General features: G+C 57.7%; 24 protein-coding genes and 1 tRNA gene. 12 read left to right on the forward strand and 13 right to left on the reverse strand.

The annotated features are described in order from the left end of the window. Window positions 1-80 precede the first annotated feature (80 nt). Window positions 81-1406: an MFS transporter gene (locus tag WG936_RS04285; protein ID WP_339565320.1), complete on the forward strand. Its 1326-nt coding sequence runs from the start codon at window positions 81-83 to the stop codon at window positions 1404-1406. On the opposite strand, the gene WG936_RS04290 is transcribed toward WG936_RS04285, so the two are convergent. The 3 genes from WG936_RS04290 to WG936_RS04300 all read right to left on the reverse strand — a co-directional run bounded on the left by WG936_RS04290 (window position 1387) and on the right by WG936_RS04300 (window position 4648). Next, entirely contained in the window at window positions 1387-2352 is a 966-nt protein-coding gene (locus tag WG936_RS04290; RefSeq protein WP_339572202.1) for a diaminopimelate dehydrogenase, read from the reverse strand. The genes WG936_RS04285 and WG936_RS04290 overlap by 20 nt on opposite strands. Before the next feature lie 111 nt (window positions 2353-2463). Then, on the reverse strand, window positions 2464-4203 hold the full coding sequence (locus tag WG936_RS04295) for a pyruvate dehydrogenase (protein WP_339565369.1): 1740 nt from the start codon (window positions 4201-4203) through the stop codon (window positions 2464-2466). 372 nt (window positions 4204-4575) lie between these two features. Next, window positions 4576-4648 (reverse strand) — tRNA-Thr (locus WG936_RS04300). A 132-nt stretch (window positions 4649-4780) separates the two neighbouring features. On the opposite strand from WG936_RS04300, the gene thrE reads away from it, so the two are divergent. From thrE to otsB, 5 genes are read left to right on the forward strand one after another with little or no spacing between them, the layout of a single operon-like run. Further along, on the forward strand, window positions 4781-6199 hold the full coding sequence (gene thrE, locus WG936_RS04305) for a threonine/serine exporter ThrE (protein WP_339565318.1): 1419 nt from the start codon (window positions 4781-4783) through the stop codon (window positions 6197-6199). 59 nt (window positions 6200-6258) lie between these two features. Further along, window positions 6259-6597: a hypothetical protein gene (locus WG936_RS04310; RefSeq protein WP_339565317.1), complete on the forward strand. Its 339-nt coding sequence runs from the start codon at window positions 6259-6261 to the stop codon at window positions 6595-6597. Between the two features lie 11 nt (window positions 6598-6608). Continuing rightward, entirely contained in the window at window positions 6609-8033 is a 1425-nt protein-coding gene (locus WG936_RS04315) for an alpha,alpha-trehalose-phosphate synthase (UDP-forming) (RefSeq protein ID WP_339572203.1), read from the forward strand. Then, a complete protein-coding gene (locus WG936_RS04320) occupies window positions 8030-8458 on the forward strand; it encodes an META domain-containing protein (RefSeq protein WP_339565315.1) in 429 nt (142 codons plus the stop codon). Before WG936_RS04315 ends, WG936_RS04320 begins: the two co-directional genes overlap by 4 nt. Before the next feature lie 10 nt (window positions 8459-8468). Next, window positions 8469-9224 carry a trehalose-phosphatase gene (otsB, locus tag WG936_RS04325; protein ID WP_339565314.1) on the forward strand — a complete coding sequence of 252 codons (756 nt, stop codon included), beginning with the start codon at window positions 8469-8471 and terminating at the stop codon, window positions 9222-9224. On the opposite strand, the gene WG936_RS04330 is transcribed toward otsB, so the two are convergent. Next, on the reverse strand, window positions 9194-10258 hold the full coding sequence (locus tag WG936_RS04330) for a LacI family DNA-binding transcriptional regulator (RefSeq protein WP_339565313.1): 1065 nt from the start codon (window positions 10256-10258) through the stop codon (window positions 9194-9196). The two genes, otsB and WG936_RS04330, sit on opposite strands and share 31 nt — an antisense overlap. An 80-nt stretch (window positions 10259-10338) precedes the next feature. Between WG936_RS04330 and WG936_RS04335 the strand changes: the two genes are divergently transcribed. Genes WG936_RS04335 through WG936_RS04345 form a run of 3 tightly spaced genes read left to right on the forward strand, consistent with a single transcriptional unit; the run spans window position 10339 to window position 12897 of the window. Next, the gene (locus tag WG936_RS04335; protein ID WP_339565312.1) at window positions 10339-11307 is read left to right on the forward strand and encodes a metal ABC transporter solute-binding protein, Zn/Mn family; all 969 of its coding nucleotides are present in this window, start codon (window positions 10339-10341) and stop codon (window positions 11305-11307) included. A gap of 18 nt (window positions 11308-11325) precedes the next feature. Beyond that, window positions 11326-12027 carry a metal ABC transporter ATP-binding protein gene (locus WG936_RS04340; protein ID WP_339572204.1) on the forward strand — a complete coding sequence of 234 codons (702 nt, stop codon included), beginning with the start codon at window positions 11326-11328 and terminating at the stop codon, window positions 12025-12027. A 3-nt stretch (window positions 12028-12030) separates the two neighbouring features. Then, window positions 12031-12897, forward strand: coding sequence for a metal ABC transporter permease (locus tag WG936_RS04345; RefSeq protein WP_339565310.1), 867 nt, complete (start codon window positions 12031-12033; stop codon window positions 12895-12897). 6 nt (window positions 12898-12903) lie between these two features. On the opposite strand, the gene WG936_RS04350 is transcribed toward WG936_RS04345, so the two are convergent. The 7 genes from WG936_RS04350 to WG936_RS04380 all read right to left on the reverse strand — a co-directional run bounded on the left by WG936_RS04350 (window position 12904) and on the right by WG936_RS04380 (window position 20239). Then, window positions 12904-13743: a PRD domain-containing protein gene (locus tag WG936_RS04350; RefSeq protein ID WP_339565309.1), complete on the reverse strand. Its 840-nt coding sequence runs from the start codon at window positions 13741-13743 to the stop codon at window positions 12904-12906. Window positions 13744-13764: 21 nt separating this feature from the next. Then, window positions 13765-15810, reverse strand: coding sequence for a glucose PTS transporter subunit IIA (locus WG936_RS04355; RefSeq protein WP_339565308.1), 2046 nt, complete (start codon window positions 15808-15810; stop codon window positions 13765-13767). 315 nt (window positions 15811-16125) lie between these two features. Continuing rightward, window positions 16126-17064, reverse strand: coding sequence for a 23S rRNA (guanosine(2251)-2'-O)-methyltransferase RlmB (gene rlmB / locus WG936_RS04360; protein ID WP_339565307.1), 939 nt, complete (start codon window positions 17062-17064; stop codon window positions 16126-16128). 10 nt (window positions 17065-17074) lie between these two features. Then, window positions 17075-18427 (reverse strand): cysteine--tRNA ligase, encoded by a 1353-nt coding sequence (gene cysS, locus WG936_RS04365; protein ID WP_339565306.1) that lies wholly within the window; start codon window positions 18425-18427, stop codon window positions 17075-17077. A 10-nt stretch (window positions 18428-18437) separates the two neighbouring features. Then, window positions 18438-18917 carry a 2-C-methyl-D-erythritol 2,4-cyclodiphosphate synthase gene (gene ispF, locus WG936_RS04370; RefSeq protein WP_339565305.1) on the reverse strand — a complete coding sequence of 160 codons (480 nt, stop codon included), beginning with the start codon at window positions 18915-18917 and terminating at the stop codon, window positions 18438-18440. Further along, on the reverse strand, window positions 18910-19641 hold the full coding sequence (gene ispD / locus WG936_RS04375) for a 2-C-methyl-D-erythritol 4-phosphate cytidylyltransferase (protein WP_339565304.1): 732 nt from the start codon (window positions 19639-19641) through the stop codon (window positions 18910-18912). The genes ispF and ispD overlap by 8 nt, the downstream gene beginning before the upstream one ends. 16 nt (window positions 19642-19657) lie before the next feature. After that, window positions 19658-20239: a CarD family transcriptional regulator gene (locus WG936_RS04380; RefSeq protein ID WP_339565303.1), complete on the reverse strand. Its 582-nt coding sequence runs from the start codon at window positions 20237-20239 to the stop codon at window positions 19658-19660. Window positions 20240-20468: 229 nt separating this feature from the next. Between WG936_RS04380 and WG936_RS04385 the strand changes: the two genes are divergently transcribed. From WG936_RS04385 to disA, 3 genes are all read left to right on the forward strand, one after another. Beyond that, entirely contained in the window at window positions 20469-21017 is a 549-nt protein-coding gene (locus tag WG936_RS04385; protein WP_339565302.1) for a hypothetical protein, read from the forward strand. A gap of 106 nt (window positions 21018-21123) precedes the next feature. Beyond that, window positions 21124-22485, forward strand: a complete 1362-nt coding sequence (gene radA, locus WG936_RS04390) for a DNA repair protein RadA (RefSeq protein ID WP_339565301.1) — start codon at window positions 21124-21126, stop codon at window positions 22483-22485. A gap of 6 nt (window positions 22486-22491) precedes the next feature. After that, entirely contained in the window at window positions 22492-23559 is a 1068-nt protein-coding gene (disA, locus tag WG936_RS04395) for a DNA integrity scanning diadenylate cyclase DisA (protein ID WP_339565300.1), read from the forward strand. A 39-nt stretch (window positions 23560-23598) separates the two neighbouring features. On the opposite strand, the gene WG936_RS04400 is transcribed toward disA, so the two are convergent. Next, window positions 23599-24261: a hypothetical protein gene (locus tag WG936_RS04400; RefSeq protein WP_339565299.1), complete on the reverse strand. Its 663-nt coding sequence runs from the start codon at window positions 24259-24261 to the stop codon at window positions 23599-23601. Window positions 24262-24319: 58 nt separating this feature from the next. Then, window positions 24320-24937, reverse strand: a complete 618-nt coding sequence (locus WG936_RS04405) for a carbonic anhydrase (protein ID WP_339565298.1) — start codon at window positions 24935-24937, stop codon at window positions 24320-24322. Between the last annotated feature and the right edge of the window lie 19 nt (window positions 24938-24956).

The raw sequence follows: 24956 nt of genomic DNA on the forward strand, positions 1-24956 counted from the left end.
TTTCCGCTGCGTCAAGGTCAAATTCAGCCTACGTTTCCCGCCCCGCTGCAGCCCACCCGTGGCGGGGCTAAGGTTTTGCTATGCCTATCGACGCCACCGCGCACGCGGACTCTCAGCGCACCGACAAAGTCACTGTTCTGGCATGGTCCGCATGGGACTGGGGATCCGCGGCCTTTAACGCCGTCTTGTTGACCTTCGTGTTTTCCGTCTATCTGACGGATTCGGTGGGCAAGAACATCACTAACGCGACCGGTAAATTCAGTTTCGCAATGGCAGCTGCAGGTGTGGCCATCGCGCTCTTCGCTCCGATTCAGGGAAGAATGAGCGACATCAAAGGCACGCGTCGCCGCAGCGTGCGCGTGTGGACCTGTGTCACATTTCTGCTCATGACCAGCCTATTCTTCGTCCGCAACGATGCGAACCACTATTTTTGGATCGGTGTGGCCATCATGGCGATCGCCTCGCTGACTTTTCAGTTTGCGGAGGTCCCCTACTTCGCGATGCTGCGCCAGGTATCAGCTGCGGACAGCGTGGGAAGGGTCTCCGGTTTCGGCTGGGCTGCCGGCTATTTCGGCGGCATTGTGTTGCTTTTGATCTGCTACTTGGGGTTCATCGCTGGAGAAGGCGAGACTCGTGGTGCCCTCGGCATAGCTACTGCAGGTGGGCTCAATATCCGGCTGGTTGCAGTGCTGGCAGCCGTATGGTTCCTCACCTTCGGATTGCCGGTAATGTTTCGCGTACCTGAGATCCAGCCTGATCTTTCCACGGCGCCCGCGGGGTTGTTGGGCGCTTATCGGCAACTGTTCGCGGAGGTCAAGGAACTCTGGCATGCGGATCGACGCGCGGTCCGTTTTCTCATTGCCGCAGCCGTTTTCCGCGATGGCCTGGCGGGAGTGTTTACCTTCGGCGCGATCTTGGCGGTGAAGGTTTACGAAATCAGTCCCGGCGCGGTACTGCTCTTCGGGGTGGCCGCGAACGTGGTGAGCGCACTCGGCGCCTTGGCGGCGGGCTTTCTTGATGACGCAATTGGCCCCAAGCCGGTCATTTTGGTCTCACTCGCTTGTATGATCCTCGATGCCGTGATCCTGTACTTTGTGTCGGGTCCCCGAAATTTCTGGATCTTCGGACTTATCCTCTGCCTGTTTGTCGGCCCAGCCCAGTCTGCTGCGCGAACTTTTCTCTCCCGCGTTTCCCCGCTCGGCCGGGAGGGCCAAATGTTCGGACTGTATGCCACCACGGGACGGGCGGTTAGCTGGCTTGCGCCGGCAGCATTCGGCATTTTTGTCTCGCAAATGGGAACCGACCGCGCAGGAATCATCGGCATTGCCGTGATCCTGGCGGTCGGTTTTCTATTGCTCGTGCCGGTTAAGGCACCGCAGCAAAGTCCTAGACGTCGCGAGAAATAAGTTCCTCTAGTTCCAGTGGAGAAATCAGGTAAGGGGCAACCTCTAGCACGGTGAAGGCACCGGTCTGGCCCTGCTGTGCCAGTCGGTGCGCCGCTCGCCCATAGGCCACCATGACGCCGGCGGTGAAGTCTGGGTTCTTATCCAGCTTGAGGGTGTATTCGATCAGGTGCTTGGTCTCACCAATCTTGCCGGCGGTGACAACGTGTCCACCATGTGGCATGCCGGTGTGTTCTGCGTCGAAGGTGGCCTCATCAATGAAATTGACTTCAACTTCATAACCGACGAAGTAGTCCGGCATGGTGCGAATGGTGTTTTCGATGGCTGCGGTATCCGCACCCTCTTCGACAACAATCCAGCATTGACGCAGGTGAGCATTCTTACCGGTGATGTCTTCGCCTGCGCCGTTGCGAGCCTTTTCCAGTGCGTCATCTGCGGGGATGGTGTACTGGACGGCCTTCTTCACGCCGTCGATACGGCGCAGTGCGTCGGAGTGCCCCTGCGACAGGCCTGGGCCCCAGAAGGTGTGCTGATCATACTCAGGCACTACAGCGGAGGCGTAGGTGCGGTTGAGAGAGAACATGCCCGGATCCCAGCCGGTGGAGATGACGGCAACATGGCCAGATTCCTTGGCTGCGGCGTCCATCTCAGCGCGGTGGCGTGGGACTTCGTTGTGGTTATCGTAGGTGTCCACGGTGTTGTACAACTTTGCCAGGCTTGCTGCTTGCTCTGGCATATCGGTAGCGGAACCGAGACACATGTAGAGGACGTCGATGTCGGCGACATGCTTGTCCGCTTCCACTACTGGAATCACCTTCGCGTTGGTGTCCAAGTTCTCGCGGCGAGAGAACACGCTAACAAGGTCGATATCAGGCTGCGCAGCGATGACCTTTTCTACGCTCTTGCCCAGGTTTCCGTAGCCAATGATAGCGGCACGAATGTTGCTCATGTGTGTTCCTTTCCACGTTCGAGCCCTGCGTTTTAGAGTTCTCATCCTACCGAGCTTCCCGCAGGACACCGGATTAAATTCATGCCCCACCCACTCGGCCTTAAAAGTTCCTTAAGGCCGCGGAATATTCCTAATGTTGGAGGTTGCCAGTTGGTACATCCTTCCGACACCGCCACCAAACACAGTTCGGCTCGCTGCCTTGGAAAACCCAAGGATCTGCTCGAAAGTGATGTTCGGCGGGATGGACAAGGCATTCGGGTCCGTGACAACATCAACCAGCACCGGCCCGTCATGGTTCAGAGCCTTCTCCAAGGTTTCTCGCAGCTGACCCGGATCTTCCACACGGAAGGAAGTGATCCCAGCGGCTTGAGCGATAGCCGCATAGTTCACTGCCGAATGGTCGGTTTCAAACTCTGGGTAGCCCTGCACCAACATCTCGAGTTTCACCATGCCCAGCGAAGAATTATTAAAGGCAATGATCTTCACCGGCAACTGATGCAAACTAACAGTGAGCAGCTCCCCGAGGAGCATCCCGAGGCCGCCATCGCCCGACATGGAAATCACCTGACGTTTCGGATCCGCCGCTTGCGCGCCGATAGCCTGCGGCAAGGCATTTGCCATCGTGCCATGACGGAAAGAACCCAGCAGTTCGCGCTGGCCAGAGAAGTTGTTGATATAGCGCGCAGCCCACACATTGCACATGCCGGTATCCACGGTAAACACAGCATCATCAGCCGCGATCTCGTCCAAAACATCAGCCACCAGCTCGGGGTGAATCGGGGTGAGCGTTTGGTTCTTGGCGGTGTAGGCTTCCACCACTTTCTCCAATTTGCGGTGATGCTCATGCAGCATGGAATCGAGGAACTTTCTCTCCTGCTTTTCCGCTACATGCGGGAGAATATTCTCGATCGTCGCCGCGACATCACCCACTACCGGATACTTCACAGTGGTGCGCCGGCCAATCGCGGCGGCATTGATATCCACCTGAGCGACATTGTCCTTTGGCAAGAACTCGGAGTAAGGAAAGTCAGTGCCGAGCAAAATCAGCAGGTCAGCATCATTCGTGGCGTCATGGCAGGCACCATAGCCAAGCAAGCCTGACATACCAACATCAAAAGGGTTGTCGTGCTGGATGTACATCTTCCCGCCTAAAGCATGCCCGACCGGGGATTTGATCTTCTCAGCCAGGGCAAGCACCTGATCACGGGCGTCCTTACATCCCGCGCCACAAAACAGTGCCACCGTGTCTGCTTTATTGATGGCGTCGACAAGCGCGGCCGCCTGAGTGGGGTGCGGATAGCTCACCGGCTTATCGACGGCAATTGCCGAGTCCAAATACGTAGCATCGCCCGCATCCTCCATCGAGATGTTGCCAGGCAACACGAGAACCGAGACTCCGTTTCCGCCCATGGTCGACTGCACCGCATGATGCAAAATGCGCGCACCCTGGCTCGGAGAATTCACCATTTCGCAGTAGCCGGAACACTCGGCGAACACCTGCTCGGGATGGGTTTCTTGGAAGAAATGCGAGCCAATCTGCGGACTCGGAATGTGGCTGGCGAGGGCAAGCACCTTGGCACCGTTACGGTGCGCATCATATAGCCCCTGAATCAGGTGGGTATTGCCGGGGCCGCAGGAGGCGGCGCACACCGCCAGTTTGCCGGTCACCAAGGATTCTGCGCCGGCAGCAAAGGCTGCTGCCTCCTCATTGCGCACATGCACCCACTCAATCGAAGAGTTGCGGACCGCATCCGAAATCGGATTCAGGCTATCGCCAACCAACCCGAATATTCTTTCCACGCCGTAGCCTTCTAGCGCTTCGACGATCTGTTCTGCAAAAGTCTTAGCCAATTCACTCATCTCCTGTTAGCACTAGTTGTGCCCACCAGTGTGATAGCTCTCAGAACACTTCGCCACAGCGCAAGCACTAAAAATGAAGAATTAGCTGGCCTTGAGCTGCAGCAACACCTTTGATCATTCGTTTTTTCTCTCGCCTCAAAACACATCGAGGCCCGGATAATGATGTCACTTCATAGAATCAAGGTTTGGCTACGCTACCCGCTACGGTTTTGAGGCGCGTCCGAGCATCTCTTCGCTGACTCCGAATCTAGGCGGACGGCGACCGGGCTAGCGAGGCCTGGAGAAATTCGAGCGCCACAGCCTGTCCTGACCTGCTAATACAAAATGCAGGCCGAGAGAAAAGCTCCCGGCCTGCATCAGTTGAGCTGGAGACGAGACTTGAACTCGCAACCTACGCATTACAAGTGCGTTGCGCTACCGATTGCGCCACTCCAGCACGTGTCTTTGGACACGAAAAGTCATGCTACCCGAAAGCTGATTTCTAATCCAAGAAAGAGAGATGCAGCCCCACTCTCAAATCGGTAATGTTCGTTGTCTGACTGCTAACTGATTGGAAAGGGTGAGCGGGATGCTGGAGAAGTGGTTAGGCAGAGGCCGAATCGCCACCATTGACGCGGCGAAAGCCGCACCCCCACCTTCGCCTCTCGCACCGATTGATCTCACAGATCCTGGTCAAGTTGCGGGCGTCATGCATATTGCCGCCCGGGTCGGCGACATCTTGTTGTCTTCCGGCACTGGCAATAACGACACCAAGGCGCAGATCAGGGCAGTGACTTCTGCGTACGGTCTGCACTACGCCCACGTGGACATCACGATGAACACCATCACTTTGTTCACACACATGGGCACCTATAAGACCCCCGTGAGCGTGTTTCGGGTGGCCAACCGCTTGGGCACGAACTTCGGTCAGCTTTCGGAAGTAGACCGTCTCATTCGTTCTATCCAAGCTGGCGCTACCTCCCCTGATGTTGCCGAAACAATCCTTGATGACATCATCGCTAAAAAGCCCAGCGCCCAGTTCGCTCGCTTCCTCTTTGGATGGTCAATTATGGCCGCTGCAGTTGCGGTGCTACTTGGGGGTGGTTTCCTCGTCGCCGCCATCTCTTCTCTCAGTGCAGCTGTGATCATGGCTGGCACGTGGTGGATGGATACAAAACTGGTGCCACCGTTCTTCCAAAATATCTATGGCGGTTTTGTGGCCACTTTGCCGGCCGCCGGAGCCTACGTCTGGGCAAGCCAGCATGGCGTCGAGCTGACCCCAAGTCAGATCATTGCTTCCGGACTGGTGGTCTTGCTGGCAGGTTTAACCTTGGTGCAGGCCATTCAGGACGGCATTACTGGTGCTCCCGTGACAGCGAGTGCGCGCTTTTTTGAAACAATGTTGATGACCGGCGCCATTGTCGCTGGGGTGGCCATCGGCATCCAGGTCTCAGCAGCGCTAGGAATCAGCCTGCCCCCGATTCAGACCCTGCCAGCCCCCAACTTCGCTTCTGATACTGCAAAGGTGTTCTCAGGTGCAATTGCGTCCGCCGCCTTTGCAGTGGCTTGCTACGTGGAATGGAAGACCATGTGGATCGCCGGGCTCACCGCTTTGGCGGGCTCAGGGGTGTATTACTTGGTGCTCATTCCCTACGGTGTGGGGCCGGTGGTTGGTATCGGCATATCGGCAACCATCATCGGCTTAGCCGGTGGCCTGTTGGCCCGCCGCTATTTGATCCCGCCACTGATCGTTTCAGTATCCGGCATTACCCCACTGTTGCCTGGTCTTTCCATCTATCGCGGTATGTACGCGATTTTGAATGAGCAGCTCCTAGTGGGCTTTGCCAACATGGCGCTGGCGTTGGCCATCGCCACCTCGTTGGGTGCAGGCGTGGTCCTGGGTGAGTGGATTGCCCGCAAACTGCGTCGACCGCCAAAGTTCAACCCATACCGTTCCTTCATCAGTCGTCGTCGCTTCTTCCACAAGGCTGCACCACCCGCGAAATAGGTCGTGGCGTAAGATGGTGTACCTACGTGTCCAGTCTGCTTTAACTCCCAGGAGGATCCTTGCCACCCAAGGTCACCGACACCCGCGCCGCAGCCAACGAGTCTATGCTCGCCCTCGAAGAGGAAACTGCAGTAGCTGCCCGTCGAATCGTTGCCACGTATTCGACCGACTTTCTGGATGCTGTCACCCTTTCCTGCATGTTGGGTGTTGAGCCGGAAGGCCTAATCCATCGCAAGGTCGCCGCCGAGTTCGAGGATGCTGCGCCGAAGAAAGCCGCCAAGCGCACCCGCAAGAAGGCCGCTACTAAGGCAACAAAGAAGACTACTAAAAAGGCAGCCACCAAGGCGACCAAAAAGACCACTAAGAAAGCAACCAAGAAGACTACAAAGAAGGCGTAGCTTGAGGAACCATGAGTGGGAATAGCTTCGTTGTCGTAGCCAACCGCCTCCCAGTTGACCTGGATGCTGCGGGAAACTGGCAGCCAAGCCCCGGGGGCCTCGTCACTGCCCTAAGCCCAGTGTTGAAGAAGCACCAAGGATGCTGGGTCGGTTGGCCTGGTGTGCCCGAGGAAGCCCCGCGGCCCTTTCGCACCGAGGACGGCATTCTGCTGCATCCAGTCCCACTCACTGCGGCTGACTACGAACAATTCTATGAGGGGTTTTCCAACGCCACGCTGTGGCCGCTGTATCACGATCTCATCGTCCCCCCGGTCTTTCACCGGGCTTGGTGGGAAACTTACCGCGAGGTAAACCTCAAGTTTGCTCAGGCGGTCTCCTCTGTAGCAGATCAAAATGCCACCGTGTGGGTACAGGATTATCAGCTGCAGCTGGTCCCCGGAATCCTGCGCCAGATTCGCCCCGATCTGAAGGTCGGTTTCTTCCTCCACATTCCTTTCCCGGGAGCGGAGCTTTTCCGGCAGTTGCCGTGGCGGGAAGAGCTTATGCGCGGGCTGCTAGGCGCGGATCTCATTGGGTTCCACAGCGTAGAAAATGCAAAGAACTTCCTCTCCCTCGCGCAGCAGGTATCCGGCGCGGCTGGTTCTCATATTGGCCAGCCTGATGTTCTGGAGACGTCTGGAACGCCGTCGATACGCACCGTCACTGCAACGGTGACGGCACCTGACGGGCGCTCGGTAGGTGTGGCTGCCTACCCCATCTCGATCGACTCGCAGGGGGTGGCTGAGCTTGCCAAGTCGCCCTCAGACTTGCGGGAAAAGTTGGGCGATCGCACCTTGATCTTGGGCGTGGATCGCCTAGACTACACCAAGGGCATTTTGCAGCGCTTGCTCGCCTTCGAAGAGCTACTTGCTAGCGGCGCTATCGAGCCGCACGAAGTGGTGTTTGTCCAAATCGCTACGCCATCTCGTGAGCGCATCGAGCATTACCAAAAGACGCGCACCGAGGTCGAAGCCGCAGTCGGGCGGATCAACGGCCTCTACGGCGAAGTGGGCGCGCCCGTGGTTCATTATGTGCATCGAAGCGTATCCAAAGACATCCTCATGGGTTACTACGCTGCCGCAGACATCATGCTGGTCACACCGTTTAAGGACGGTATGAATTTGGTGGCCAAGGAGTTTGTGGCTTGCCATGAAGACGATGGTGCCCTGGTACTGAGTGAGTTCGCAGGGGCGGCCATCGAACTCGGCGATGCTTATCTCACCAATCCGCATGACATTGAGTCCATTAAGCGCCAACTACTGGCCGCCTATACCGATCTGAAGCACAACCCGGAGGAATGCGAAGCACGCATGCGACGTCTGCACGCACAGGTGATGGAGCACGATGTGGATCTGTGGGCCCAGAGTTTCCTGAACTCGCTGGAGGTGCATCGATGAAAAAACGGCTATGCGCTCTACTTGGGGTTGTGGCCTTGCTGCCTACTGCGTGTGCCAACGAAGCATCGTTTAGGGACACCACGTGGCAGATCGTCAACGTGTATTCCAATCCGAATATGCCGTCTGAGCTACCTGGACAAGCAAAGATGGCCTTCGGTTCCTCTACGGTTACTGGATACACCGGCTGCGGTTCATTCCAAGGACGGGTTCACTTTGAGCCTTCCGCTGAAGAGCCAGAGAAGATGACCTTTAGGGACATGAATTTCCAGGATGTTACCTGTGACGGGACGCAGCGCTACTTCCATGATGAGCTGGTGACGCTACTCGACGGCGAGTTCGAGGCCAAGCGGGAGAAGGATAATTTGCTGCTTTCCAAGCCGGGTGACGTGGATCGCCAAGGGGTGCGTCTGCTGGTCTCGCGCTAGATTGGTGTGTATGGATTTCGCCTCGCCTCAAGACATCACCACTGCCCTCTCTCGAGTTGCTTCGGCCCCGCGGTTGCTAGTGGTCTCAGATTTCGATGGCACCTTGGCTGGCTTCGCCCCAGATGCCTACCGAGTCCCCGTCAATCGACGCTCAATCACCGCGCTCCAACAGCTAGGGGCTCTGCCAGCAACCACATCCGTCATCTTGTCTGGTCGTCACCGCGAAGGACTAGAAAACGTCGCTGGCGATACGAGGGGAATCACGCTGGTAGGCAGCCATGGTGCGGACGGTATCGTCCTCACCCCGGAGCAGCAAAAACGCCTCGATGACTTCACGCTTGAACTTGCCGCGATTGTCGACGGCGTGCCGGGGGCCTTCGTAGAGCACAAACCCTTCCACCGCGTACTGCACTATCGCGCTGTTGACCAGGCCTCCCAGGGGCCACTGGTGGCGGCGGCACGGGCCTGTGCCTTCGAGGGGATTCACCACACCCCAGGTAAGTGCATTGAAGAGTTTTCTGTCTTAGAAGTGACGAAGGGTACCTGGATCGCGCAGGCTCGCAAGGACTTCGAAGCCGATGCCGTGGTGTTCCTCGGCGATGATGTCACCGACGAAAACGGCATGCGCGCCCTCGAGCCAAGCGATCTCGGGGTCCGGGTGGGAGACGGGGAGACGCAGGCTCATATTCGTGTGCCCGATCTCCAAGCGGTAGAGGAGCTATTAACCGAGCTGCATCAGATGCGGGCGACGGTGCTACCAGCGTAGAAGCTGGTGGGCAGGATCGTGCGTGGCGGCTCGATTGGGGTGTCGCTGATGTGGGCGTCGATAAGCAGCGACAACATCTGCCGCGCGGTTGCCCCCTTGAGTTTGTTCGGCTGAACAACTGTCGTGAGGTTCCGAGCCTGTGCGGTAGCGATGCCGTCAAAACCGGTGACGGACATTCCGGGCTGGTAATCCATCACGCCGAGCGCCATAGAATCGGTGGTACACAGTACTGCGGTGATATCTGGATTGGACTCGATCAGTTCGCGCGCGGCATCGATATTGTTTTCGCGGTCATTGATGTGCCGCTCCACGATAGGGACCGAACGCGGGTCAATCCCGGCCTCTGCGAACACTGCCAGCGCCCCTTGCACACGGGAACGCTGCACATGCAAGCTTGCAGCTGTCAATCGCTCTGGCGAGACTGGACCATCGTTTCGCTCCCTATCCAGGCGAATGCACAAAATACCGATCTTCCGATGCCCAGCCTCGAGCAAAGCGGTGGCCGCGGGTCTGATAGCGAGAAAGTCATCGATGCCGACGAAGGGGAGATCAGTGTGTGTCGGCTGGTCTACCACCACTACCGGCACGCGGCGGGCGACAGCCGCTGCCAGATAGGGGTCTCCGGCCGAAACAGAGTACACCACGAAACCATCGACCACGGTTTGCCCAACCAGTGCCTGCGGGTTGATGTCCTCACTAGGGCCAGCAGGAATGAGTGTTACTGAAGTATGCGCCCCCGAGGAGGCTTCAGCCATTCCCGCCAAGAAGTCAACCGACGCTAGGTCTTCAAAGGCATAAGACAGGTGGTCAGTAAATAACACACCGATATTTCCAGTACGCCGAGTCCGCAGCGAACGCGCCGTTGGGTCTGGACCGGGGTAACCTAGACGATCAGCAGTGGACATGATGCGGTCCCGCAGCTCTGGTGAGAGCTGGTCGGGCCTATTGTAAGCGTTAGAGACGGTTGTCCGAGACACCCCTAGTTCGGCCGCTAAGGAGGCGAGCGTCCCACGGCCATTTGTGCGTTTCGCCATGTCAGCAGCTTATCACTTCATCTTCCCCACCCACCCCCGTGCATTTGACAAACTTATTCAATAAGGGTTTCCTGAGTTATATGAAAATTGATTTCACTAGCAATCGTCGCCCCATCTCCCTAACGTTCGCTTTCCTCGTAGGATGCGCAGGCTTAACCTCCTGCTCCAACGCAGGACCAGCGGAAACCGACGCTAAAGTCAACATCGTCGCCTCGACACAGATCTGGGCTGACGTCGTCGATAGCATCACGGACGATGAGCGCGTTGAGATCACAGCAATCGTCACTGGCAACGATGCCGACCCACACTCCTTCGAACCCTCTGCCATGGACATGGCCCGCGCCGAGAAAGCCGATCTCATCATCGCAGGTGGCGGCGGCTATGACTCCTGGCTCTACCAGTCGGTTGACCAAGACAAAGTCATCCACGCGTTAGAGCTCACCGAGGGCCATAACCATGCCCATGAGGCCGAGGATCCCCATGCCGAACACGATCATGCCGGGCATGATCATGCAGGCGGCGCGGCCGGTGCGGAAGAAAACGAACACGTCTGGTACAACCCGGGAGCGCTATCCCAGGTTGCAACCGATACTGCTGATGCCATCAGAAAAATCGACCCCCAGATCCAGGTAGATGCCGCGCGCGCCGAACAGACGATCGCAGCATTAGATCAGCGCATCCATGCACTCCCCCAGGCCCGCATCGCCCAAACCCACCCAATCGCCGATCACATCATCGCGCACTCACATATGAAGGATGTGACCCCTGCCGGATATCGGGCCACTACCCTAAGCGAATCTGAGCCAACTGCCGCAGATCTCAACGAATTGCTCCAACTCATCGACGCGGGCGAAGTGGAACTGTTGATAGATTCCCCGCAGACTCAAACGCCTTACTCGACCCGGATTCGCGAGGCGGCCGAAGCCAAGCACATCCCTATCATCGATGTCGCGGAAACCCCCGCCACTGGCATCAACTTCTTCGACTTCTTCGACCGCACGCTGCAAAGCTTTGAATCAGCAGCCAGCAATATCGGACATGACCACTAATTAGGATATTCTCAAAACGTGCTCTTGAAATTTACTGAAGCCGCGGTGGATCCGCTCTGGGAAAACCTCAACCTCAAGGTCGGCCCCGGCGAATTCATCGCGGTTCTAGGTCCCAATGGTGCCGGAAAATCCACCATGCTCCACACAATTCTGGGGACCCGCGAGCTCAGCCGCGGCAGCGTTGCGGCCACGTCCAAGATCGGTTTCATCCCGCAACAACGCATGTTCCCAATGGACCTGCCGCTGCGCGCCAAGGACTTAGTTTCTCTGTCGCTAGCCCACGGGGTGTTCGCCGGGCGACGGCCGTCGAAAAGCACTGTGCTCGACCTGCTCCACCAAGTTGGCGCCGCGGAGCTGGCTGACCGGCGTGTCGGCAAGCTCTCCGGCGGTCAGCAGCAACTCGTGCGTCAAGCCCAGGCCTATGCCCGCGACCCGGAACTCTTGCTATGCGACGAGCCGCTGCTCTCCCTGGATCCCGGAGTCCAACAGCGCACCGTCGCGCAACTCGACGCCCGTCGCCGCACACACGGCGCCTCCGTCGTCTTTGTCACCCATGGCATCAACCCGATCCTGAACGTGGTGGATCGCGTCCTCTACATCGGCCCCTACGGTCACACGCTCGGCGATGTCAGCGAGGTCATGCGCTCCGAAGTCCTGTCCGAGTTGTACCGCACCCACATCGATGTGGTGCATGTCAACGGCCGAATGATTGTGGTGTAATCCGTGCTTGAACAAACCCTGTATCTACTGGACGTAGACTTCGTCCGCACCGCGCTAATGGCGGCCGCGCTGCTCGGCATTGTTTCTGGAGTTATGGCCCCACTCATTGTGCTGCGTCAAATGAGTTTTTCGGTGCACGGCACTTCTGAGCTCGCGTTGATGGGTGCCTCCGCCGCACTACTTCTTGGCCTCAACGTGGGACTGGGCGCCGTAGTAGGTTCCATAGTTGCAGCGATTATCCTGGCGCTGCTGGGAATGAGCCAGCAAGACAGTGCCGTCGGCGTAGTGATGAGCTTTGGCATGGGCCTATCGGTGCTGTTTATCCACCTCTACCCCGGAAAGTCCTCGACCGCCTTTTCCCTGTTAACTGGGCAAATCGTCGGCGTCTCTGGGGCTTCACTGGGGCTGCTGGCCGTGATTGTCGCAGTGGTTGTCGGAGCAGTCGCTTTGCTGTGGCGTCCGCTGCTGTTTGCCTCCGCAGACCCTGCCATGGCAGCCGCCGCCGGAATCAACGTCCGCTTGATAGCCATCCTGTTTGCGGTGCTCGTGGGCCTGACCACCGCGCAGTCAGTTCAGATCGTCGGTGCCTTGCTCGTCATGGCGTTGCTCATCACTCCGGGCGCAGCGGCAGTGCAGATTACCTCAAGCCCAATCACAGCCGTAGCGTGGTCCATCCTGTTCGCGGAAGTCGCGGCGGTAGGTGGCCTACTCCTGTCCCTAGCCCCTGGACTTCCCGTGAGCGTCTTTGTAACCACGATCTCCTTCGCCATCTACCTCATCTGCCGACTAATCGGCTGGCGACGCGGCAAGGTTGTGGTGGCGCGGGAAAATCGCAACGCGCATTGCTGCGGCCACGCGCACACAGACTAGCAGCAACTACTTCCGCCAGAGCCTGGCCACATGCAACGCTAGGTAGGACACTTCGTCCTCTGTCAGGGCCTCACCCATTCGCAGTTCGACGAGTTCGGCGAGCTGTTCGGCGCGGTCCTTCGCATCCGGGTAGGACTGCGCCACAGCTTCAGCGACAGCCGAAGGTTCGCCCGAAAGCTGTTTGTGCTGCGCAATGCGCACAAAGAGGTATCGCAGGTGGGTGATGAAGCGAGCGATGCTGATCTGGTCCAGCTCGGCGTCGTAGGACTTGTTCGGGTCTTGAGAAATGACCTCGATCATCTGCTCGATCAAACCGGTCATCTTGTAGGTATAAGACAGATCTCCGCTGGTAAAGCTGGCATTCACAATGTGCATCGTGAATGCCACGGCTTCTTGCTGGGAGATTTCCACGCGCAACCGCGAGTTAATTGCAGCCACGAGCTGTCGGGCTAGTGCGTACTCCTCGGCGTAGAGCTGTTGCACTTCGGCCTGCAGTGGGTAGGCCAGTTGCTGGCCTCCCATTGCGCGGCTGATTGCACCGCTGACGTGGTCAGCAAGGGCGATGACCAGGGTGAGCTTGTCTTGCAGGTCCATGTTGAAACCCGCGTCCACCATCGCTTCGATCACGATTTTGATGTGCTCGGCGGGGATGAAGGACAGCATCTCCCCGAGATGATCCGGATCCCTACCGTCTGCAGGATAAAAGACCTTTGCGATCTTTTCCTCATCCACTTCGTCACCGCGCTTGGTTTGGAAACCAACGCCGCGCCCAGTAACAACAACTTCGCCGCCCTCGGCCGTTGCGGCGAGGACGACGTTGTTGTTAAAGATTCGCAGAATCTGCATACTGTGCAGTCTACTAACTGACTAGCTTTCCACTGTGACTACCGTGTCACCAGCGGCCACCTTGCCAGCGGCTGCGGGCTGCACAGCACCGAGCTTTTTGGTGTTGGTGACGGTCATGATGACGGTTGGGTCATAGCCAGCCTTATCGACGGCCGTGAAGTCGACCTCAGCGAGCGGCTGTCCGACGGTGACGCGATCACCCTTTTGTACCAGCTGCTTGAAGCCTTCACCCTTCATTTTTACGGTGTCGATACCGATGTGGACGAGTACTTCCACGCCATCTTCGGTCTTGAGGCCATAGGCATGCCCCGTCTTCATGGCGGTTACTACGGTTCCTTCGATTGGAGATACCACGGTTGATTCGGCTGGCTTGATACCAACGCCCTCACCTAGTGCGCCGGAGGCAAACACTGCATCAGAAACTTCGGCTACAGCGACCATGTCGCCAGCTACTGGAGCGGCCAGGGTGCGGGTCTTGGTCAGGGTTGCGACTCCGCCTGCGGCGCCTGCAGCGGTAGCTGCTGCTACTGGAGCTTCCTCACCAAACTGCTCGCTTTCACCATCAGCGTCGCGAGCTGCAGCGGCTCGGGCCAAAGCCTCTGCCTTTTCTTCAGGAGTGCGGTAGTCCGTGATAAGGATCAGGATGAACGCGGTGAAGAAGGCCACTGCGATCGCGATGACGTAGGTGAGCATTGGGCTAAACACTGGAATGGTCAGCAGCGAGGTGAAGACGAATGCCCCGGTCTTGACACCATCGGATGCCATACCAAGGATGGCGATGGTCAGACCACCGGTGAAACAACCAACGAGCATGCGTGGGTAGATGCGCTTGAAGCGGAGGTGGATACCGTACAGAGATGGCTCGGAGATGCCGCCAAGGAGGCCGGCAGCCAGTGCGGAAGCCGAAGTCTGGCGCATTTCCGGATCGTGGTCTTTGAGGGAAAGGACGAGCACGGCAGCAGTAGCACCGAAGCAAGCAAAGTTCCAGGCACCCATTGGGCCTTGGATGAAGTCGTAGCCGAGGGTCTGAATGTTCACCAGCATCAGAGCGTTGAGTGGCCAGTGCAGACCCAGTGGGACGAGGAATGGGTACAGCATTGGGATCAGGATGGCGAAAACGAACGGTGCATTGGAGTTCATCCAGGACAGGCCGATGCCAATTTCGTTGCCGAGCCAGACACCAAATGGGCCGATGAGGAATGCGGTGAGTGGGATCATGACCACCAGGGTCAGGAATGGCACGAAGACCATGTGGACTGCGGAAGGAATAATCTTCTGGAAGAACTTGTAACACAGCGCAGCAATCGCAGCCATGATCAGCGGTACGAATACGTTTCCGCCGTAGCCCTGCAGCAGCATCGGCAGGCCGAAGATGGTGGCCTTGCAGGTTTCAGTGCCCAGAGCGTCGTTGGTCACGCAGGTGGTGGCTGCGTTCTCAGCCAGGGAGAGGAATTCTGGGGTGAGCAGAGCGAACATGATGGAGCCCGTTACCCATGGATCGATGCGCAGCTTCTTGCCAGCATTGTAGGCAACCATTACTGGGAGGAAGTAGAAAACAGAGCGCCACATAGCGTCGACGAAGATCCAACTGATTGCCTTGTCAGTGGCACGGAAATCGACGATCTCCAGTGCGTCGAGAACTGCAGTGAATGCAATGATGAGGGAGGCACCGAGCAGCACGCCGAGAATTGGGCGGAAGGAATCGGACAGGTACTCGAAGAAAGCATCCATCCACGGAAGCTTGCCCTTGGTCTTTGCGCGTGCTTCAGCCTTGACGTCAGCATCAGACTTCACTCGCGAACCGGCACCCTTCATGGCCGGGAGGGAGTTCATGTCGTCGTACACGGTGGCTACGTCGCCACCGATTACCACTTGGTAGTGGTTGCCACCCTGAGGTACTGCTCCCATTACCTTTGGAATCGCATCTAAAGCCTTCTTGTCAGCCATTGATGCGTCGTTAAGCTCGAAGCGCAAGCGGGTTGCACAGTGAGAAAACGAAGCGATGTTCTCGGCACCACCGATGGCGTCGAGAATCGCTTGCGCGGTTTGCTCTCGTTGTGATGACACGTTCAGATCTCCTTTTAGATTGAACTTGCGTAAACGCGGGGCTGTCCTTCGAAGATCAGCAGAAATGACAAAAGACCTGGGACATCAAACACCGAACGGAAAACCGCTCAGTATCTCATGTCCCAGGTCTTGCCTCACCGAAATTCGTGAGTAACAACCCTGTTGGTTGGAATAACCAAAATTTTACTACACGAATGTGGAACGACAAAGCCATATCCATGTGGCAAAAGTCGCAGCTACAAAAACAGCCGGGCACCACTGCCTGCGAGAGCAAAAAAGACGGGCCGACCGAAAGACCGACCCGTTCCTGCCGCGTTACTTCAGGCGTCGCTGGCGCGCAAACTCACTGAGCACCACGCCCGCAGCCACGGAGGCGTTGAGGGATTCCACCCAGCCTGACATCGGGATAGACATGATAGTGTCGCAGGTTTCGCCCACAAGTCGGGAGATTCCTTTACCCTCGGAGCCGACCACGATGACTACTGGATCAGTGCCATCATAGGTATCCAAGGTGTGGTCGCCACCAGCATCAAGACCGACAACCTGGTAACCGGCCTGCTGCAGGCGCTTGAGGGTTCGCACAAGGTTGACTTCACGAGCCACTGGCAGGCGCGCCGCGGTACCAGCTGAAGTTCGCCAGGTCACTGCAGTGACGGAGGCACTACGGCGCTCCGGAATGATCACTCCGTGTCCACCGAAAGCAGCAACGCTGCGGATCACCGCACCGAGGTTACGAGGGTCGGTGATGTTGTCCAGTACCACCAGCATGCCCGGTTCACCGGAATCGCGGACGGACTGCAGTAGATCTTCCACGTCCTTGTACTTGTACGGTTCCACTACCAGGCCAATTCCCTGGTGCATGGCATTGCCGGTCAGGCGATCCATCTCATAGCGCGCCTTTTCAATAACCGGAATGCCTCGGTTGTGCGCAATCAATACGGCTTCGGACAGACGGTCGTCGTTAGCGGTGCCTTCTGCCACATACAGTGCGATAGCAGGAACCTTGGCATGCAGGCACTCGACGACCGGGTTACGGCCGACGACGAACTCATCTTGTTCCTTCTCGTGCCGGCCTTGGTTGCGGCGCTCCGCAGTTTTCTTGGCGCGGTACTTAGCGTGGTATTCGCGGTCCTCGGCCTTTGGCGTCGGGCCTTTACCTTTCAGACCGCGGCGAATCTGGCCGCCTGAGCCCTTCACTGCGCCCTTTTTGTTGGTCTTGCGGACGGCGCCGCGTCGCTGATCATTTCCAGCCATGATGTATTCCTTAAACTAGCGACCACTGCGGGCCGTCGGGGGTATCGGTGACCTCGATGCCGGCTTCGACGAGACGATCTCGCACCTCGTCCGCAGCCTGCCAGTCCTTTTCAGCACGAGCTTGAGTGCGTCGCGCCAGCTCGGCTTCGACGAGCACAGAAAGTGCATGGTCGCCATCGCGTTTCGACGCCCATTTTTCCGACTGCGGGTCAACCCCAAGAACCGCCATCATCGCACGCACTTGGCCGCCAAGCCTAATCTGCTCCGCTTTATCCTTCGTAGAGTTGGCCGCCCGGACGGTGTTGTGGATCTCTGCCAATGCTTTCGGCACGGAGATATCGTCGTCCATTGCTGCTGCGAAAGCTGGAGTCCACGTGGTCTTTTCTACCGGGCCGAGGCGCTCGAGGAAGGACTCAATCCGGCGGTAGCCTGCGGCGGCTTCCTTCAGCGCTTCCTCGGAATACTCCAGCATGCTGCGGTAGTGCGCAGACCCGAGGTAGTATCGCAGCTCCACTGGCCGCACGATCTCCAAGATGTTCGGCACCGACAGCACGTTACCGAGGGACTTAGACATCTTCTCACCCGACATGGTGACCCAGCCGTTGTGCATCCAGTAGTTAGCAAAGCCATCGCCGGCGGCATGCGCCTGGGCGATCTCATTCTCGTGATGTGGGAATTGCAGATCGAGCCCACCGCAGTGAATATCAAAAGTGCCCCCCAGGTACTTAGTCGCCATAGCGGTGCACTCGATGTGCCATCCTGGGCGTCCTCGTCCCCATGGGGTGGGCCATGCAGGTTCCCCGGGTTTAGCTGCCTTCCACATGGTGAAGTCGCGCGGATCACGCTTTCCGGTGCCTGCCGATTCGCCCTGATCCATTTCCTCGAGCTTTTGACCGGAGAGCTGCCCATAGCCATCGATGGTGGTTGGGGTGGCGTAGACATTGCCGTCGGAGGCATAGCCGTGACCGTTATCGATGATGCGCTGCATGTACTCCACCATCTCTGTCACGTGGCCGGTAGCACGTGGTTCGATGCTGGGTGGTGTTACGCCGAGCTGATCGTACGCCCACTGGAAGTGACGTTCGTGGGTGGCTGCCCACTCCCACCAGGGGCGACCGTTCTCTTCGGCTTTTCGCAAAATCTTGTCATCGATGTCCGTCACGTTCCGCACGAAAGCGACATCGAGGCCCTTCGCCTCCAGCCAGTTACGCAAGACGTCAAAGGCTACACCGGAGCGAACGTGCCCGATGTGCGGGATTGACTGCACTGTGGCACCACACAAGTAAACCGAGGCGTGCCCTTCTCTTACAGGAACGAAGTCGCGGAGAGTTCTGGTGTTGGTGTCAAAAATGCGTAGAGTCACGCGTTTTAGTCTAGCCGTTCCACACCACGGCGGTGGCCACTGCTGCCCGACCTTCACCGCGGCCGGTAAAGCCCATGTGATCGGTAGTTGTAGCGGACACAGAAACGGGAGCACCGATCAGCTCAGACATCACCTGTTCTGCTTCCACCCTGCGCGGCCCTATCTTCGGAGTTTGGCCGACCAGCTGTACGGCTGCGTTTCCAATAACAAAGCCCTTGTCGGACAACAGCTCCCGTACTTCTCGCAACAATTGCGCACCGGAAACGCCGTCATATTCTTTGCGACCGACGCCAACAAAGCTGCCTAAATCCCCCAGCCCCGAAGCTGAGAGCAGCGCATCCACCACGGCATGGGCCACCACATCGCCGTCGGAATGGCCTTCGCATCCATCCTGGTCTTCAAACAGCAGGCATGCGATCCAACAAGGTTTTCCGGCTTCAATTTGGTGGGCATCGGTAGCGATACCGACGCGTGGAATCAGGTTAGTCACTGGGCACCTCAAAGATCGTTGGTTCGGCATCATCGGTAATCACTTGGGCAAGGACCATATCCATTGGCGTGGTCACTTTAAACGCCATCGGGTCGCCCTGCACGGTATGCACCGGCTCCCCCGCCCATTCCATCAGGCTGGCATCGTCGGTAGGCACAAAGTCCTGTTCCCCGCCGAAGAACTCCGTGTTCACACGCTTGAGGGTAGAAAGGTCAAATCCCTGAGGCGTTTGGACGGCCCGAAGCAAGGAGCGATCAGGCGTGTCGATGACAGCACCTTCGACCACCTTTTTGATCGTATCTGCCACCGCAACCACCGGAATCACGGCGTTCTTTCCGGCCAAGACTTCCCGGGCAACCCGGGCGATCATGCCGGGAGGGGTTAGGGCGCGCGCGGCGTCGTGAATGAGGACCACACCGGCGTCGTCAAGCGCCTGCAGTCCACACCAAATACTGTCCGCCCGCTCGCCGCCGCCATGCACGATGCGGATGGGTACTTCCGCCTCAAATAGCCCGCGTTTGCTGAGCAGCGTGCGACAGTATTCTTCCATGTCCGGGCTAACTAGGACGATGATGTCATCGACAACTGCCGAGTGGATCATCGCTTGGATGCTACGTTCCAGCAGAGTCTTTCCCCGGAGAGAAACGAATGCCTTCGGGACGGGGGCACCGAGTCGAGTCCCCTTGCCCGCGGCGGCGATCAGGGCGGTTACACGACGAGCCATGGCGGGACCGGACTTACTAGTCTTCGTCGTCGAAGTTGAGGTCATCGAGGTTGATGTCTTCATCTTCCTCAAGTGCCGGCGTCTCCGGTACGGAAGCACTTACGCGGTGCCTCTCGACGGCGGCATCCATCTGCGCAAGAATATCGTCAGCCTTCGCTTCGTCGACGGTCTCCGCCAAGGCGAGCTCGCCAACCAAAACCTGCCGCGCCTTCACAAGCATCCGCTTTTCACCTGCGGAAAGCCCACGATCCTGATCGCGTCGCCACAAATCACGAACGACTTCTGCAACCTTATTCACGTCGCCGGAAGCCAATCGCTCCTGGTTAGCCTTGTAGCGTCGAGACCAGTTGCCAGCTTCCTCCACGTCGGTTTCACGAAGCACGGAGAACACCTTTTGCAGGCCGTCTTCACCGACTACATCGCGAACGCCAACGAGTTCAGCATTTTTAGCGGGCACGCGTACCACGAGGTCAGACTGACGAATCTGGAGCACCAGATACTCCATCATTTGTCCGCCAAGTTCACGTTGCTCGATCGCCTCAATTTGCGCAGCCCCGTGGTGCGGATAAACGACAGTGTCCCCGACCTTGAATTCCATACCCACTCCTGACAGGTGTAATTGCAACAACGGCGATCATTCTACCACGCCAATTACCTGCGCCTTTGCATAGCCAATCCCACCCAATACAGGTGTGATTTTGCGTGAAAAGGAAAGAAAACTGTCAAGGGACTGCCTAACAACTAGGTGTTCTGAGAAAAGCCCGGCTAGACTGACTACTCGACAAATGTCTTGCCCAAAAGCCTCAGATGGAGGACAAAACCAAGTGATGATCCTGAAGACTGCCCGCCGTGGCGCACTCCTTGCCGTAGCAGGCGTAACTGTCGCCATGCTTTCCGCATGCAGCGCCGGCCAGATTTCCCAGACCTCGGACCAGGTCGCAGCAGTGGACGGCGCAAGCGCAACCACCGAGGATAAGTCCGTGGCGCTTCGTGACGTAACCGTCATCGTCAGCGAGGACAACTCCGCTGCCCTGAAGTTCACAGTGATCAACCAGGACACCACCATGAAGCCTCACGAGCTGAAGTCCGTGAAGGTTGATGGCAAGGACGTTCATCTCTCCGAGAGCCCTAAGCTCGAGCGCAACTGCAGCGCAGTCGCCGACTCCGCGACCAATATTGAGAAGATCAAAAAGAGTGAAGATGCTTGCATCACTTACCTGACCACCACGTTGGCCAACGACGGCTTCGCGGTCGGCGGCCAGAAGCCGGTAACCTTCGAGTTCGATTCCGGCAAGGTTGAGATGAAAGCGACCATCGCCGCCAACCACCACGAAGAGGGTGCCGATAACCGGGTAGAGCCTACCCACGCCCACTAGGCGTTATCTGGAGATGCGAGCCAAGATTCCTTGGCTCGTTTTCTTTAACACCATTTTAGAACAACTGTTCTAGCATTGTCCTGGCCATAGGCTAGTATCTTCAGACATGGCAAAAAAGGAAAGAAGCATTCACACCTGCAGCGAGTGTGGTTACTCCAGCCCAAAATGGCTCGGACGCTGCCCTGAATGCGGCGCATGGGGAACTCTAGAACTGAGCAGGCGTGTTGCCTCTAGCACTGCTAGCTTTTCCCCAAATACCGCCCTCACCCCGGCTTCACCTGCTGTCTCCATCAAGGACATTAGCCCGAGCGACAGCACGTCGAAGACTACGGGAATCGGCGAGTTAGACAGGGTGCTGGGCCAAGGAATTGTCCCAGGTTCCGTTGTCCTCCTCGCGGGCGAACCTGGCGTAGGCAAGTCCACCTTGTTGCTGGAAGTGGCGGCACAATGGGCCAAGCAAGGTCGCACCGCGCTCTACGTGACCGCAGAAGAATCGGCTGGGCAGGTCCGTCTTCGTGCAGAGCGGACGGGTGCTTTGATAGACACCCTTTACCTGGCTGCCGAATCCAATCTAGACGTAGTGTTCGGGCACGTCGAACAACTCAAGCCTTCCCTTCTGATCGTTGATTCCGTACAGACGATGAATGCACAGGGGGTAGAAGGCGTAGCAGGCGGAGTCGCCCAATCTAAGGCTGTCACTGCAGCCCTGACTTCGCTTGCCAAAACAACTGGCATAGCGGTGCTGTTGGTAGGACATGTAACCAAAGACGGCAACGTAGCCGGCCCGCGCACGCTCGAGCACTTAGTGGACGTGGTCCTAAACTTCGAGGGAGACCGACACTCCTCCTTACGGATGTTGCGAGGCATTAAGAACCGATTCGGCGCTACGGATGAGGTCGGGTGTTTTGAGCAGCAATCCGACGGCATTCATGAGGTCTCCGACCCCTCGGGGTTGTTCCTCTCTCATCGCGAGTCCACACCAGACGGCACCGCAGTAATGGTTGCTATGGACGGCGTCCGCCCTATCCTCGCAGAGGTGCAGACACTCTTGGTGGAAACCTCCGCGAAGAACCCCCGCCGAGCGGTTACTGGACTCGATGCCACACGGGTACCTATGGTGCTGGCGGTGCTGGCGGCTCGGGCCGGCATCAAGACTGCAGATAGAGATGCCTATGTGGCAACAGTCGGCGGGATGCGTATCGGGGAACCGGCCTCTGATCTGGCGGTCGCCCTCGCTACGGTTTCTGCTATGTCACAACGCCCACTGCCACCGAAGCTCGTTGTCATCGGCGAAGTAGGATTAGCTGGTGAAATCCGTCGCGTGCCAAATGTGCGTCGCCGGCTCCAAGAGGCGGCGCGGCTCGGCTATACCCGCGCTATCGTGCCAGATGGCGAGCGGATGAAAATTCCGGGCATGCACATCACGTACGCTATCGACATCGCCTCTGCAATCGCGCAAGTAAAGTAGGATCTCATGACCGAGTTCGCCACCACAACACCATATTCGCTCCGCGACACCCTCGAACGCCTAGCTCCCGGCACGGGCTTGCGAGACGGATTGGAGCGCATTCTCCGTGGACGTACCGGAGCCCTGATTGTGCTGGGTTATGACGAACACGTGGAAGCGATCAGCGACGGGGGCTTCGAAATCGATGTCCCGTTTGCCCCTACCCGTCTGCGGGAACTGTGCAAGATGGACGGTGCCGTGGTGTTGTCTACCGATGGATCCCGCATTCGACGCGCGAATGTGCAGCTCATGCCAGACCCAATGTTCCCGACCGAAGAGTCCGGCACCAGACACCGCTCTGCTGAACGCACCGCCTTGCAGACCGGATACCCGGTGATATCCGTCAGCCAGTCCATGAACATCATCACCGTGTACGTGGATAAAAAGCGCCACATCCTCGAAGGATCCTCGGACATTCTTTCCCGCGCGAATCAGGCTATCGCCACCATGGAGCGGTACCGCACGCGTCTCGACCAAGTCAACGAGCGCCTCTTTGTGGCCGAACTACATAACTATGCCTCGCTTTCCGACGTCATCACCGTTATCCAGCGGCTGGACATGCTGCGCAGAGCAGCGGAGACCATCGATCGCGATGTCATCGAGCTCGGCACCGACGGCAAGCAACTGGCGGTCCAGTTGGAAGAACTCTTCGGCGACAATGAAAAAGACCGCGAGCTCATCCTGCGGGACTATTTGGTCACCGCCGGAGTGCCTAGCGACGCAGACGTGAAAACGGCACTCGAAGAGTTAGAGCAGCTCAGTGACCAGGACATCGTCAAGTCCTCGCACATTGCCCGAATTCTCGGCTTCCCCACTGCAGAGGAAGCCCTCCACCAGTGGATCGTCCCACGTGGCTATCGAATCTTGGGCCGTGTGCCGCGCGTACAGCCCTTCCTCATGGACAAACTGATCCTTGCATTCGGAGACTCCAACAAACTGATGGAGGCAAGCGTCGAGGACATCGCCACCGTCGAAAGTGTGGGAGCTTTGTGGGCACGGCATATTCGCGACGGTTTGGTGCGACTGCGAGCCTAGGAAAAACCACTGGCTTTCAGCCGGCAGCTGTAGCCAGCACTAACCCAGGTTGAAGGTGAACGCCTCAGAATTGTTCGCACCAACCAAAGTGTGGAGGAAGTAGCTGCCTGCAGGGGCCGGCTGGCGCGCATCGCACTGGTTGGGGGCCGACGTAGTGCGAGACCAGACCGCCTCGTAGTGCCGTTCTTCCCCAGCCGGGAAAGTACGCTCGGAGGTGTCTTCGCTCGGGTTGCAATCCGTATCAGCCCAGAGTCGCTCGTTGGTACCCAGATTATAAACTTCGAACTTGAGCCCGTCTTTACGCAGGTCAATCTTACAATCCGCTGCGGTGGGATTCTTGACCGTTAGGTAGAACTTCGGACGCTCGTCCGGGCCATAGTTCGGCTTGTCAGCGGAAGCGGTGACCACGAGGTCCTCGAGTGAGCAGGATTTCTTCGGCTCAGGAGTCGGGGTTGCGGACGGCGACGCAGTTGCCGTAGCAGAAGCCGAAGGTGAAGCAGTGGCCGATGCCGAAGTAGATGCGGTTGGCGACGTCGTTTTATCAAAAGCGGACGCAGAGGTCGTTGGCTCCGGATCCTGCTCGTTGCCACCACCGCAACTGACCATCAGCCAGATTGCTAGGGCAACGATAATCAGCAAAGCTACGACAGCCGCAATGCGGCGTCGGATGTAGATAATCTCTGGTAGCTGCTTCTGGGTCACATACCCAGCTTAAAGGGCTAGCAGCCGGAATGCTGCTAGCCCTTGGGGTGTGTCTTTATCAGACGCCGTGCTCCACGATGGACTCAACCGAACCATCACCGAGTCGGTAGCGCGCACCGACCACGCCCAGCTCGCCTTCGTCGAGGGCCTGCTTGATCACTGGGCAACGATCCAGGACGATCTCAACGGTCTCCCGGACGTGCTCAATTTCGAAGTCATCAGTCGTGTCCATTCCCTTGCGCTTTGCGTTCAGGATCGACGGGGCAACCTTCTCAATCAGGACACGCTGGAATCCCGGCGGAATTTCGCCGCCTTCCAGCGCCGCCTCAGTGGCCTTCACCGCACCACAAGACTCGTGCCCCATGATGATGAGGTTCTTCACCCCAAGCCCTTCGACGGCGAATTCCAGCGAAGCAAATACGCCCATGTCCAGAACTTCGCCGGCGGTACGGATAACAAAAATATCGCCCGCACCTTGGTCAAAGATGTGTTCCACCGGGACCCGCGAGTCAGAACAAGCCAAAACGGCAGCCATTGGCTTTTGCCCTGTTACCAGCTCTTCTCGACGCGTCGCATCCAAGTTCTGATGCGTCATCGCAAAGTTCATGAATCGTACATTGCCCTTCTTTAGGGCATTCCAAATATTTTTCGGGTTAACTTCTGTGACATCACGCATAGTTATAATTGTGCTCTTT

The sequence above is a fragment of the Corynebacterium sp. H127 genome (genome assembly GCF_037482665.1).
In the GTDB taxonomy this organism is placed as follows: domain Bacteria; phylum Actinomycetota; class Actinomycetes; order Mycobacteriales; family Mycobacteriaceae; genus Corynebacterium.